At 57.0% G+C, this 13356-nt stretch carries 9 protein-coding genes; 5 read left to right on the forward strand and 4 right to left on the reverse strand.

Annotated features, from left to right (window positions below):
- Window positions 1-64 precede the first annotated feature (64 nt).
- The 5 genes from IB213_RS02595 to IB213_RS02615 all read left to right on the forward strand — a co-directional run bounded on the left by IB213_RS02595 (window position 65) and on the right by IB213_RS02615 (window position 7857).
- Window positions 65-1108: a YidB family protein gene (locus IB213_RS02595; protein ID WP_192405300.1), complete on the forward strand. Its 1044-nt coding sequence runs from the start codon at window positions 65-67 to the stop codon at window positions 1106-1108.
- A 413-nt stretch (window positions 1109-1521) separates the two neighbouring features.
- Complete coding sequence (locus IB213_RS02600; protein ID WP_192405301.1) at window positions 1522-2454, forward strand: DMT family transporter; 933 nt, start codon at window positions 1522-1524, stop codon at window positions 2452-2454.
- A gap of 63 nt (window positions 2455-2517) precedes the next feature.
- Window positions 2518-3720 carry a DNA polymerase IV gene (gene dinB, locus IB213_RS02605; protein WP_192405617.1) on the forward strand — a complete coding sequence of 401 codons (1203 nt, stop codon included), beginning with the start codon at window positions 2518-2520 and terminating at the stop codon, window positions 3718-3720.
- A 207-nt stretch (window positions 3721-3927) separates the two neighbouring features.
- The gene (locus tag IB213_RS02610; RefSeq protein ID WP_192405302.1) at window positions 3928-5490 is read left to right on the forward strand and encodes a PAS domain-containing methyl-accepting chemotaxis protein; all 1563 of its coding nucleotides are present in this window, start codon (window positions 3928-3930) and stop codon (window positions 5488-5490) included.
- Between the two features lie 207 nt (window positions 5491-5697).
- Complete coding sequence (locus IB213_RS02615; protein WP_192405303.1) at window positions 5698-7857, forward strand: hypothetical protein; 2160 nt, start codon at window positions 5698-5700, stop codon at window positions 7855-7857.
- A 55-nt stretch (window positions 7858-7912) separates the two neighbouring features.
- Here the strand turns inward: IB213_RS02615 and IB213_RS02620 are convergent, their stop codons facing one another.
- The 4 genes from IB213_RS02620 to IB213_RS02635 form a co-directional block, all read right to left on the reverse strand.
- Window positions 7913-8803, reverse strand: coding sequence for a hypothetical protein (locus tag IB213_RS02620; RefSeq protein ID WP_225560927.1), 891 nt, complete (start codon window positions 8801-8803; stop codon window positions 7913-7915).
- Entirely contained in the window at window positions 8778-9008 is a 231-nt protein-coding gene (locus IB213_RS02625; protein ID WP_192405304.1) for a hypothetical protein, read from the reverse strand. Before IB213_RS02625 ends, IB213_RS02620 begins: the two co-directional genes overlap by 26 nt.
- Window positions 8999-10084 carry a ribonucleotide-diphosphate reductase subunit beta gene (locus tag IB213_RS02630; protein WP_191723317.1) on the reverse strand — a complete coding sequence of 362 codons (1086 nt, stop codon included), beginning with the start codon at window positions 10082-10084 and terminating at the stop codon, window positions 8999-9001. Before IB213_RS02630 ends, IB213_RS02625 begins: the two co-directional genes overlap by 10 nt.
- A gap of 278 nt (window positions 10085-10362) precedes the next feature.
- On the reverse strand, window positions 10363-13269 hold the full coding sequence (locus IB213_RS02635) for a ribonucleoside-diphosphate reductase subunit alpha (protein ID WP_192405305.1): 2907 nt from the start codon (window positions 13267-13269) through the stop codon (window positions 10363-10365).
- Between the last annotated feature and the right edge of the window lie 87 nt (window positions 13270-13356).

Consider the following 13356-nt stretch of genomic DNA (forward strand, 5'->3'; position numbering starts at 1 on the left):
AATAGCGCTATGTCTCCATCCATCTTTGGATGGATGTTGTGGCGCAGTGCAAAGGAGTAAACACATGCTGGATACCTTGATTCGTGAGATCAGTGCGCGTTGGGGTTTGGCTGACCAAGGGCGCTCACTGGTGCAAATGCTGGTGGCCTACATCAGCAATCCGGCCACAGGCGGTCTTGCGGGCTTTCTGGATAAGTTTCGCAAGGCCGGGTGGGGCGGTATGGTCAATACATGGGTGGACAACAAGGCTCTGCCAGAAATACCGACAACGGCCCAGGTTGAAACGGTTATGGGGTCCAGCCGTGGACTGCTCGGTCAGGCGGCTTCGCTCTTGGGGCTGCCATACGACAAAGTCAGCGCAGCAGTCGCTGGCATTTTGCCTTTGCTTGTAGCTCGCATGACGCCGGACGGCACTATCCCCGCCACACTTCCCGCAGAGTTCTCTCCTTTCGTGCAGGAAGGCAAAACTTTGCTGGCGCAAGGGGCTGCGGCAACCACGAGCGGCTCGGTAAGCAGTGTTTCCTCCGGCAGCGCCGGCGTTGGAAAGTGGTGGCCTTGGGTGCTGGGTGCACTGATTGTGATTTTTGGGGTGAGCTATTGCAGCAAAACCAAAGATCCTGCGCCGGTCACGCCCATGGCTGAAACCAAGCCCATGCCTGTTGAGCCTGCCCCCCCTGCGGTGGCTGCATTACCTGCAACACCGGCCCCGGAAAGCGGCAGTGCTCCAGTGCTGTCCGCAGACCTTGCGGCCCCAGATGGTGCGGGGGTGATGGACAACATGCACAACGGCATGCCCGCTTTGCATGTGTTTTTTGATACGGGGAAAACCGATGTTGCCCCCGCTTTTGCAGATAAGTCCAAGCCTCTGGTGGATTTTCTCAAAGCCAACGCTGATGTGACGGCGGTGATCTCTGGCTTTAACGACCCGACGGGTGATCCTGCCAGGAATGCGCAGCTGTCCAAGCAGCGTGCTGAATCAGTAAAAGCGGCACTGGAGGCGGCGGGCGTTTCTGCCGATCGTGCGGTGCTGGAGAAACCGGCAGAGACTACGGATGCTGGTGCAAGCAATGCCGCATCGCGCAGGGTTGACGTGGTGTTGCGCCGTTAAGAAAACACTTCTGATCCTTCAAAAAAAGTGCCAGGCAGCCCGGGCTGTCTGGCACTTTTGCATGGACAAGGACCACCCCGATACGTACGCAGTTTTCCCCTGGCGTGCTTTGGCGCTGGCCCTGACCCTGTTGATGTAGCTTGACTTCGCCACAAGCCAGTGGCTTGCGGGCTGTGATCTTGGTTGTTTAATTTAGGAGCGTTTGAGGCTTGTAAATAAGGAATTTCAATATACTTTGATATTGAAATGCAAGTGGTTGCTGCGATAGATGCTATTTTTTTATTTTTTATCCGCTTAGGCGCACACATCTCTGACTGGCGCGGCCATCCTCGCCAATGTGCGGCGCGCAGTCCCTAAGCATTGGCTATGCTGCCCGCACAGCGGTTGTGCTGGTCTATTTGCTTTTTTGTTTTATGCCGTTGTCTCTTCAAGAATTTGCCTGGTTGTGGGTGCCCGTTACGCTGTTTGCAGCGGTGGCACAAACCGTGCGCAATACTGCTCAGCGTTCGTTGACCCAGCAACTGGGCACACTCTCTGCCACCTTGGTACGTTTTCTGTACGGCCTGCCTTTCGCTGCTGTTTTTCTGTGGCTGCTGTATGTGCTGCCAGAGCAGGCACCCGCTATGCCTAATTTCAGCCTGGCTTACGCTGGCTGGATCAGTCTGGGAGCTTTCTTTCAAGTGGCCGCGACAGCGGCCCTGCTGCTGGCGATGAAAGAGCGCAACTTTGCGGTGGCGGTGACGCTGTCAAAAACCGAGATCTTGCAGGTGGCGCTTTTTGGTGCGCTGTTCCTGCAAGAGCTGCCCACGGCCTTGGCGCTGGCGGCCATGGTGATTGCAACCGTGGGTGTGCTGCTGCTGTCCTTGCCACCACGAGGACAACTGTTGTCCCTGCAGGCGTGGCTCAGCAAATCGGCGCTCTACGGTTTGATTTGCGGAGCGTGTTTTGCGGTGGCAGTCATTGGTTTCCGGGGCGCTGCACTGGCGCTCAATGCCCAGTCGCCCTGGCTGTCCGGTGGCTGGGGTGTACTGATTGCGCAAACCCTGCAAAGTATTTTTCTGGGTGCATGGGTGGCCTTCAAGACGCCGCAGGGCATCTTGCCCATTTTCCGTGCATGGCGTGTGTCGCTGCTGGCGGGATCGATGGGTGCTGCTGCATCCCTGGCCTGGTTTTCTGCCTATGCCATGCAAAGTGCTGCGGCGGTGCGCACCTTAGGTATGGTGGAGGTGGTGTTCAGCTATCTGGTCTCACGCCGTATCCTCAGCGAAAACTTGAATACTGCCGAAAAGCTGGGGATGGCGTTGATGGTGCTGGGTTTAGTGCTGATTTGTCTGCAAGGGCTGTAAAGCTTCTTTCACAATAGCGGGGTGACCGCCGCTGACTTACCCCGCCGTATCGCCCATCTGGACATGGATGCATTTTTTGCATCGGTGGAATTGCTGCGCTATCCGCAGCTCAAGGGGTTGCCTGTGGTCATTGGTGGCAGCCGCCACACGCCAGAGCATGAGGCGCAGTTGATCGCGCAGTGGGGCTCGCTGGATGCCATCCCTGTAGAGGCTTTTCCGCGCTTGGCCCGCTATGTGGGGCGGGGCGTGATCACTACCGCTACTTACCCGGCTCGGCAGTTTGGCGTGGGCTCTGCCATGGGCATGATGAAGGCGGCGAGACTGTGCCCTCAGGCAATTTTGTTGCCTATCGACTTCGTGCGCTATCGGCAGTACTCACGCACGTTCAAAGACGTTATTTTGGAGATGGTCCCACTCATGGAAGACCGGGGCGTGGATGAGGTGTATATCGACTTTACGCTGGTACCAGATGGCCAGCATGAAGGTGGCCGTGTGCTGGCAGCCAGCATTCAGCAGCGCATTTTTGAAAAGACCGGGCTGACTTGCTCTGTGGGCGTCGCTCCCAATAAATTGCTGGCCAAGATGGCCAGCGAGTTCAACAAGCCCCAAGGTATTTCTATCGTGATGCCGCAGGATGTGGAGCATCAGATCTGGCCGTTGTCGTGTCGCAAGATCAATGGCATTGGCCCCAAGGCAGGAGCCAAGCTGCAAGGGCTGGGGATTGTCACCATCGGAGAGCTGGCGGCTAAAAGTCTGCCGTGGCTGATACAGCACTTTGGCAAATCGTACGGTGCCTGGCTGCATGCTGCATCCCATGGCCAGGACGATCGTGCTGTAGTGACCGAGAGTGAGCCCGTGAGTATGAGCCGCGAGACCACCTTTGACAGCGACTTGCACGCAGGCCACGACAAGGCGCAACTGGGTGCCATCTTCACGCGACTGTGCGAACGCGTCGCGCAAGACCTGCAACGCAAGGGGTATGCGGGGAGAACGATAGGCATCAAGCTGCGGTATGCCAATTTCAAGAGCGTGACACGCGAGATCACGGTAGACGCTTTTACACAGGATGCAGGCACGATTCGCCGCGTTGCAGGCCAATGCCTCAAGCGTGTGCCGCTGGAGCAGAGCATTCGTTTGCTGGGTGTGCGTGTGGGCTGTCTGGTGCACTGGGATGCAAGCACCCAGCAAGCCGAAGGCGCTGTGCCAGTGCTGCCGCGCAAATCTACCGGCAAGGGAGACCCGCTATCGTTGCCGTTGTTTGACTGATTTGCACCGGCTGGCCGTCGCCAAGCCGTTTTGGCCTTCTTCTTCAAAGAAGGTGTACCTCCAAGGCAGAGATGCCGTTAGAAAAATTAGTGGCATTGGAGAAGGCATGGGGAGTCTAATTGTCAGCAAATGCAAGCTGACTGTGCCATGATGGGTGGTTTACCTTGAAGTGTGCTTGCTTCAAGGGGTTGCCAGCTGGAGATATGCGTGCGAGTCAACCTCCCCGTTACCCAAAATAATTACGATTTCCCGAACGATGAATTGCTGGTCTCCGTGACCAATGCCAAAGGTGAGATCACCCATTGCAACCCCGCATTTTTGCGAGCCAGTGGCTATGCCTACGAAGAGTTGATGAGGCAGCCGCACAATCTGATTCGCCACCCGGATATGCCAGCGGCAGCATTCAAAGACATGTGGCGCACGATTGCGCATGGCTACCCGTGGACGGGCATCGTCAAAAATCGCCGAAAAAATGGTGACCACTATTGGGTACGCGCCAATGTCACCCCCATCATGGATGGTGACAAGCCAACGGGCTACTTGTCAGTGCGGACAAAGCCCAGCACGCAAGAAATACAAACGGCGCAAACCCTGTATGCCCGCATGAATGAAGAGGTGCAGCGGGGTCAAGAGACGATACGTCTGCGAGCTGGTGAAGTTCGATATCTGGGCTGGCGTGGCCTGTGGGCACAGCGCAGCGATATGGGGCTGCTGGCGCGCATGGTGGCCATGATGGTCATCATGGCGATGGTCGTCATGCTGCCTGATGTACTGGGCTGGCAGGGGCTGCTGGCTGGTGGTGCGCGCCTGGCTGCGCTGGTGACGGGCGGTGCCTGGGTGGTGTGGCGCTTTAATTCACGTTGCGTACAAGGCATTGAAAAAGCCAACGCATGGGCGGCGCAGATGGCCAGTTGCAACCTGTCGCAATCCTGCCAGCACAATTATTCGGGCGCAGTCGGTACGTTGATGGCGCGCTTGCAGCAAATACAGATCAATTTACGCGCCGTGGTAGGCGATGTACTGACGGAGGTGCGTGGCTTCAACGTCATGTCAAAAGAAATCGCGCATGGCAGTCTCGATTTGGCCAGACGCACGGAGTCTCAGGCTTCAAGCCTGCAGCAAACGGCAGCCTCCATGGAGGAAATTGCAAGCACCGTGCTGCAGACGGCGGAAACAGCCCAGCAAATGGAGCAGGAAAGCCAGCAAACCAAGGCTATCGTCAGCCACAGTGGCCATGCAATTGAGGAGGTGGGTGAAGCCATGGAGCACATTCGCCAGTCTTCAACCCGCATGCGCGAAATCATTGGCGTGATTGAAAGCATTGCCTTTCAGACCAACTTGCTGGCCTTGAATGCGGCGGTAGAAGCGGCCCGCGCCGGCGAGCAAGGCCGTGGCTTTGCCGTGGTAGCTGCAGAAGTACGGGCGCTGGCACAACGCAGCGCAACGGCCGCCAAAGAAATCGGGGGGTTGATTAACAATACGGTAGACGGCATTGATGAAGGCAATGCCCGGATGCAGGCGGCTGGAAAAACCATTGATGGCATGGTGCAGGCCGTAGAGCGAGTAAGCAGCTTGGTGCAGCAAATCAGCCTGGCTACGCGCGAACAATCGCAAGGGATTTCCCTCGTCAATGAGGCTGTGGCATCCCTGGATACGATGACACAACAGAATGCAGCCATGTCTGAGCAGTCCACGGGTTCCGCCCAATCACTGCATACCAATGCACAGCGTTTACAGCGCTCCGTATCTTTCTTCAATCTCTCGTCGTAGAGCGTGAAAAGAAAAAAGCAGCATACAAGCTGCTTTTTTTATGACCATTTGTACAACAACTAAGCATGTGAAAGCCAGCAGCATGGTTAGCATGCAGGTATGCAAGTCTTGTTCATTGTTTTGGCGATCATCGTGCTGCTGCTGTGGGGCATAAGAAGCTATCGTCCAAAAAAACGGATCGTACCTCCAGCATCGAAAGCGCGCTCTTTGGCAACTGCTACTGCGGCAGTGGTGCCAGCGCCGGAGCCTGAGGTTTCACCCAGCATTAATAGCGATGTGAAATTTCGCATGCAGGGTGAACGCGGCATGGGGGGGCCTATCTTTGGCGATGTGCTGTGCAGTGATGGGGTGTATTTGCCGCATGTATGGGAGTCAGATTTCCACACCTCGTTTGATGGTCGCTGGATTCGGACAGGCTCTTACGGTGATTCCATTCCTCGCCTGCTTGACAGAAAAACGCGACGATCCTGGCTACTCAGCGTGGCCGAGGCAGGTCTGGTCGACGATTTGCATTGGCGACTGCCTCGCTGGAACGGGGAAAGCCAGGGCGGTAATGGTGTGGCCGCAGAAGCGCACAACGCGCTCAGCGATGTGGCTTTTGATGCATGGCTGGCAAAAAATGTGAACCAAAAGGCACAGCCTCTGGCTGGTGTGTGTGACTTGTGGGTTCCTGCAGACTGTGTCCCAGAAGAAGCGCAAGCGGCCCCTTTTTCCATCCCACAGCAAGACAATGCGGTGGTGCAGGTGACAACGCAGCGCCATTGGCCTGCATCATTGCGTGAGCTGGAGCGCCCGCTGGAGCCGCTGCTGGAGCCACACTGGCAATTGCAGCTCAATGGTGAGGCGCACTCCTGGATCGTTGATGGAAAAAGTCCGTTTGTGTGGCGTCCAGATGGGCAGGCATTTGCCTGCTATGGCTACCCCTCCAACGACACTTCACGCAAACCGAGTGTGCGACTGGGTGTCTGGAGCCTGACTTTTGGTGGCCAGCAATGGTCAACATGGCTGCCAGAAGACCGCAAGCCCTGGTCGGTAGCGCTGTACTCCCCTGAAGATGCTTCTACAGCTTTGCCCGCTTTGAGCTGGGATGATGTTGAGCTGCTGCAACGCATGGAAATGGACACACCAGAGCTGGAGCGTCTGCACGATGGCCGTAGCCTCAGCTGTGTGATGAGTGAGTTGTATGCGGTCTCCAAGCACCGGGCAGATGGACGACCCATGCTTAAGAAAATTCCGGTGCGCCAATTCCAATGGCGTCGCGACTTGCACAATCCTTCTCGCTGGGTTGCCCAGAGCGAGGCCGTTGCAGGCCAGCCTTTGCTGTGGACTCTGGTGCATGAGGCCAAGGATGAGCTGGGAGCAACCGCTGCTTATTCTGTGCAGTGGGGTGAGCATCAGTTGCCCGGACTGTGGGAGCTGGAGCATGTGCTGGTTGATGGTCAGTGGGCTTTGTTGTGCCCCTGGGGAGAGTCGCCACTCAAAGGTGGCAGGCCTGTTCCATGGGTGTGGGATGGCAAGCAACTCAATGCCATTGAGATGACGCTTCCAGTGCTGCGCATGCGCCCCCACGTAGTGAGCGGGCATGCACAGTTGCTGGTGGTCGTAGGGTGCGGGCCTGACAACAGCAACTTGGCCAGCACGGGCTTGTGGCGCTGGCCTTTGCAGGTGGCCGATGAAACCAACTTGACCAAAAATGGCTGGACCCCTGCCTATGAGTGGCGGGATGTTGCAGTGAATGCACAAGGTGTTTGGCAGTTGAAGCCACGCTGGCGGGAGGTGCAGCAAATTCAGCACCCATGCGCTGACGGCGACTATGTGTGGCGCCATGCACCATCGCATGATGGTCTGTGGTGGTGGGGCGGGCTTCACAACAGCATGAATAACTACTGGAACCCCAAGGCACCGCGCTGCGAAGGCGTGCTGGTGACACAGTCAGGTGCTGTGCTGTGCGGCGTTGGGCCGAGTATTTGCCCGCACCATGCGGGTGATGGCTGGCTGGTGCTGGAGTGGCTGGCCCGTGGCCAAAATGACGAGGCACACCATTGGAAGCTGCATTGGTTGCGACCGCACAAGCATGAGCTCTGGACGCTGGAGCTGCGCGCTTATATGCCGGTACTGCAGGGCTGGGATGCGCAGCAAGGGGTGCAGTGGACAGATGTGGCAGTGCCAGGTTCAGAGGAAGGTGCACCTGTGCAAACGGCGCAGCAAATCATTGCACCAATGCGCTGGGAGAGTGCGCAACTGGACGTGCTCAAACAAAGCCCGGTCGGCTTGTGGGTGCGCAAGCAAGATGCGGTCTACGTGGATGCAATGGCCTTGCGTGATGACTGGCCCTGGGACAAACCTGTGCCGCAGCAGCGGCCCTAAAAAAAACCGGCTCTCAAGAGGGCCGGTTTTTTTATGGCGCAGCCTTGCGCAAGGCTTATGGCTTGTTGCCTGTAGGGAAGGGCCATGCAGCTTGCGGTGCCAAAACAGTCTTGGCCACAGGTGCCGTGGTTTCTGCAGCAGGAGCAGCAGCCTTCTTGGCAGGAGCAGCAGCAGCCTTCTTGGCAGGAGCAGCGGCCTTCTTGGCAGGAGCAGCAGCAGCCTTCTTGGCAGGAGCAGCGGCCTTCTTGGCAGGAGCAGCAGCAGCCTTCTTGGCAGGAGCAGCGGCGGCCTTCTTGGCAGGAGCAGCGGCGGCCTTCTTGGCAGGAGCAGCAGCGGCCTTCTTGGCAGGAGCAGCAGCGGCCTTCTTGGCAGGAGCAGCAGCGGCCTTCTTGGCAGGAGCAGCAGCGGCCTTCTTGGCAGGAGCAGCAGCGGCCTTCTTGGCAGGAGCAGCAGCAGCCTTCTTGGCAGGAGCAGCAACAGCCTTCTTAGGAGCAGCAGCCTTGGCAGCAACAGCCTTCTTAGGTGCAGCGGCCTTGGCAGCAACAGCCTTCTTAGGAGCAGCAGCCTTGGCAGCAACAGCCTTCTTAGGTGCAGCGGCCTTGGCAGCAACAGCCTTCTTAGGTGCAGCGGCCTTGGCAGCAACAGCCTTCTTAGGAGCAGCAGCCTTGGCAGCAACAGCCTTCTTAGGTGCAGCGGCCTTGGCAGCCACAGCCTTCTTAGGAGCAGCAGCCTTGGCAGCAACAGCCTTCTTAGGTGCAGCGGCCTTGGCAGCAACAGCCTTCTTAGGCGCAGCGGCCTTGGCAGCAACAGCCTTCTTAGGTGCAGCGGCCTTGGCAGCAACAGCCTTCTTAGGCGCAGCAGCCTTGGCAGTCACAACCTTCTTAGGTGCTTCGGATTTAGTTACGGGGGTGGCTTTTTTATCAGCCGCTTTCTTTGCAGTTGCCATCGTTTTCTCCTTCATCAATTTGCACACAGCGTTTGAGCGATCGGACTCCAAGAGCGATCTCAAGCCATAGCGACGTGGAGTGGTTCGACGCATGGACAAACAAACGCCCCATGCCATCACCTGTAGAAATAATTTGTGATGGCATGGGGCGCATTATGAATTCCATTGCAAGAGTTTGCGAGGCTTTATCGAGACTTAATCCCAAGAAAGTGCACCACCGGATTGGTATTCGATCACACGTGTCTCAAAGAAGTTACGTTCCTTCTTCAAATCGATCATCTCGCTCATCCATGGGAACGGATTTTCTTCGCCAGGAAAGAGCTCTTCCAGGCCAATTTGTGTGGCGCGTCGATTGGCGATGTAGCGCAGGTAGCCCTTGAACATGGATGCATTCATACCCAGTACGCCACGCGGCATGGTGTCCTCGGCGTATGCGTATTCCAGGTCCACTGCCTGGCGGAATAGGGCGTTGATTTCTTCCTTGAATTCAGGTGTCCACAGGTGCGGATTTTCCAGCTTCAACTGGTTGATCAGATCGATGCCGAAATTGCAGTGCATGGACTCGTCCCGCAGGATGTACTGGTACTGCTCGGCAGCGCCCACCATCTTGTTTTGGCGACCCAGTGCCAAGATTTGCGTGAAGCCCACGTAGAAGAAAAGGCCCTCCATCAGGCAGGCAAAAACGATCAGCGATTTCAGCAGTGTCTGGTCATCTTCAGGCGTGCCCGTGTGAAAGTGCGGGTCCATGATCGACTCAATAAACGGGATCAAGAACTCATCTTTGTCGCGGATGGATTTGATCTCGTTGTAGGCGTTGAAGATCTCGCCTTCATCCAAGCCGATCGACTCCACGATGTACTGGTAGGCGTGTGTATGGATGGCTTCTTCAAACGCTTGACGCAGCATGAACTGGCGGCACTCTGGTGCGGTGATATGGCGGTAAGTCCCTAGAACAATGTTGTTGGCCGCCAACGAATCTGCCGTGGTGAAAAAGCCCAGGTTGCGTTTGACGATGCGGCGCTCATCTTCTGTCAGGCCGTTGGGGTCTTTCCACAGTGCAATATCGCGCGTCATATTCACTTCTTGCGGCATCCAGTGGTTGGCGCAAGTAGCAAGGTACTTTTCCCAGGCCCATTTGTACTTGAAGGGCACGAGCTGGTTGACGTCGGTCTTGCCGTTGATGATGCGTTTGTCTGCGGCATTCACGCGCAGATGTGCGCCGCTAGGTGCAGGTGCGGCAGCGGTGTCGGTGGTGGTGATTTCGTCGTCAAAACTCAGCATGTCGGGCTCCTGGTGTTTTGCAAAAAAGAGAGCTGGCTGCGCTTTTGAAACAAAGGTTTCAAAATGAAAATGTTCGGAAACCTTGGTTAAATGAGCGCTGGCTGCTATGAAATAAAAGTAGATGCGAAGGGGCTTTAGACCCACTTACCCCACCCGGCAAATCGAACACTTGCAATGCACACGAGGTGCGAAGCCGCAGGCCAAGCTGTACAAAGGGCATGGCAAGGCCTGGGCAATAACGTATCAAGGTCGGGGTTGGCGGGTGTTGTTAGCAGGCCTTACTGGCAGGCTTCGCAGCCGGGGTCATCAATCGCACAGAACTTGATGTCGGTGGCCGGGGCACCCGTGCTGGCGCGTGCTGCCGCAGCGGCGCGGTCCAGCGCGCTGCTGGTTTCAACAGCTGCAGGCGATACCGCGTTGAGCGTGCGACTTTGGATGGTGGATTTCTCTGCCGCAGTAGCGCTGGTGGTGCGCAGGTAGTAGGTGGTTTTGAGGCCTCGCACCCACGCCAGTTTGTAGGTTTCGTCCAGTTTCTTGCCCGATGCGCCTGCCATGTAGATGTTCAAGCTCTGGGCCTGGTCGATCCATTTTTGGCGGCGAGCAGCAGCTTCTACCAGCCATTCGGGTGCGACTTCAAACGCCGTGGCATACAGCTGCTTGAGGTCTTGCGGCACACGGTCAATGGCGCGCAGTGAACCGTCAAAGTGCTTGAGGTCCATGACCATCACGCTGTCCCACAGCCCGAGCTTCTTCAAGTCACGCACCAGATTCTGGTTGATGATGGTGAATTCACCCGACAGGTTGGACTTGACGGACAGGTTGCCGAACGAAGGCTCAATCGAGGCATCAACGCCCACGATGTTCGAGATGGTGGCTGTAGGAGCGATGGCCACGCAGTTGCTGTTGCGCATGCCGTCGGCCTTGATCTTGGCGCGCAGCGCATCCCAGTCCAGCCGGGTGCTGCGATCGACTTCAACATAGCCGCCGCGTTGCTGGGTCAGCAGTTCCAGCGAATCCAGCGGCAAGATGCCTTGTGACCACAGCGATCCTGGGTAGCTGCTATAGCTGCCGCGCTCTTTAGACAGCTCGGTTGAAGCCCAGTATGCGTAGTAGCAAATGGCTTCCATGGAGGTGTCTGCAAATTCCACGGCGGCATCGCTGGCGTATGGCGTGCGCATGGCATACAGCGCATCTTGAAAACCCATCAAGCCCAGGCCGACAGGGCGGTGACGCAAGTTGGAGTCACGTGCTTTGTCGACGGCGTAGTAGTTGATGTCGATGACGTTGTCGAGCATGCGCATCGCTGTGGTCACGGTCTTGCGCAGTTTGGTGTGGTCCAGTACGCCATCAGTGATGTGCTGCGCCAGATTGATGGAGCCCAGGTTGCACACCGCCGTTTCGCTGTCGCTGGTATTGAGCGTGATCTCCGTGCAAAGGTTAGATGAATGCACGACGCCCACGTGCTGCTGGGGCGAGCGAATGTTGCATGGGTCCTTGAAGGTGATCCATGGATGGCCGGTTTCAAACAGCATGGACAGCATCTTGCGCCACAGGTCTGTGGCCGGGATGGTTTTGAACAGCTGAATATCACCGCTGACCGTTTGCGCTTCATAGGCGGTATAAGCCTTGGCAAAATCTGCTCCGTACAGGTCGTGCAGGTCAGGTACATCGGACGGAGAAAACAGTGTCCACTGGCCTTTTTCCATCACGCGTTGCATGAACAGATCGGGAATCCAGTTGGCCGTATTCATGTCGTGGGTGCGACGGCGGTCATCGCCCGTGTTCTTGCGCAGCTCCAGAAACTCTTCAATGTCCAGGTGCCAGCTTTCCAGATAGGCGCAGACTGCGCCTTTGCGCTTGCCGCCCTGGTTGACCGCTACGGCAGTGTCATTGACCACTTTCAGGAAAGGTACGACGCCTTGTGACTCGCCATTGGTCCCTTTGATGCGAGCACCCAGCGCACGCACTGGGGTCCAGTCATTGCCCAGTCCACCGGCAAATTTGGACAGTAAGGCGTTTTCTTTGAGTGCATCGTAGATGCCACCCAAGTCATCGGGCACCGTCGTCAGGTAGCAGCTGGACAGTTGCGAGCGCAGCGTGCCGCTGTTGAACAGCGTAGGTGTCGAGGACATGAAGTCAAACGAGGACAGCAACTCGTAAAACTCAATCGCACGCGTGTTGTGGTCTTGTTCATTGATGGACAGGCCCATGGCCACGCGCATGAAGAACGACTGGGGCAGCTCAATGCGTGTTTTGCGCACGTGCAAGAAATAGCGGTCGTACAGGGTTTGCAGGCCCAGATAGTCAAACTGCTGGTCACGCTCAGCCTTCAGGGCTGCGCCCAGACGAGCAAGGTCAAACTTCAGCAGCTCGGGGTTGAGCAGCTCGTGATCGACGCCTTTTTGGATGAAAACAGGAAAGTTCTCTGCATAGGCCGCAGGCATGTCACAGGGCTGTACATCGCGGCCCATGACTTCGCGCACGATGGTGTGCAGCAACAGGCGGGCAGTGACGTAGGTGTAGTCGGGGTCGCGTTCAATCAGAGTGCGGGCGGCCAGTATTGAGGCTTTGTAGACTTCGGCCAATGGCACGCCGTCGTACAGATTGCGCAGGGTTTCTGCCACGATGGGGTCGGGCTTGATGTCAGCATTGAGGTTGATACAAGCTGCTGCAATCAGGGCTTCCAGACGATCCTGGCGCAATGGAATTCGCTCCCCGTTGTCGCTCACATGCAATACGGGCTGCGGTGCAGCGGCAGCCGCGGCATCTTCCAGCGCTTTTTTCTTTGCGGCCGCACGTTCCTGGTTGCGCGCTTCGCGGTACAGCACATAGGCACGGGCCACATCTTGGTGGCCACCGCGCATCAGGGCCAATTCCACGTGGTCTTGCACATCTTCTATATGGAAGGTGCCGCCTTCAGGGCGTGAACGCAGCAACGCACGCACGACGGCGTTGGTCAATGCTTCGACCGTTTCGCGGATGCTGACAGATGCTGCGCCTTGCGGGCCTCGCACGGCCAGAAAGGCTTTGGTGACGGCGATGGCGATTTTCTGCGGGGAAAAGGGAACGACATCCCCGCTGCGGCGAATGATTTGGTATTGATCGAGTACCGCTGGAACACTGCTAGCACCGGGTGTGTGGGGTGCTGAAAAATCAGAGTTCGAGCTGTTCATAGCGTGTTGCATGAGGGCCTCTTGGTACGGGTAGTGGGGCGTTGCGGTGTGTGGCAAGGCCTCGAATGGTCACGTTGGGCAGGATTTATTCTCTACCAA

The sequence above is a fragment of the Comamonas sp. CMM02 genome (genome assembly GCF_014851485.1).
In the GTDB taxonomy this organism is placed as follows: domain Bacteria; phylum Pseudomonadota; class Gammaproteobacteria; order Burkholderiales; family Burkholderiaceae_C; genus Comamonas; species Comamonas avium.

Bases quoted from the DNA above. Each gene is read 5' to 3' on its own strand.
- IB213_RS02635 (WP_192405305.1), bottom strand. From the start codon at position 13,269: ATGCAACACGCTATGAACAGCTCGAACTCTGATTTTTCAGCACCCCAC.
- dinB (WP_192405617.1), top strand. From the start codon at position 2,518: ATGGATGCATTTTTTGCATCGGTGGAATTGCTGCGCTATCCGCAGCTC.
- IB213_RS02600 (WP_192405301.1), top strand. From the start codon at position 1,522: ATGCCGTTGTCTCTTCAAGAATTTGCCTGGTTGTGGGTGCCCGTTACG.
- IB213_RS02595 (WP_192405300.1), top strand. From the start codon at position 65: ATGCTGGATACCTTGATTCGTGAGATCAGTGCGCGTTGGGGTTTGGCT.
- IB213_RS02620 (WP_225560927.1), bottom strand. From the start codon at position 8,803: ATGGCAACTGCAAAGAAAGCGGCTGATAAAAAAGCCACCCCCGTAACT.
- IB213_RS02630 (WP_191723317.1), bottom strand. From the start codon at position 10,084: ATGCTGAGTTTTGACGACGAAATCACCACCACCGACACCGCTGCCGCA.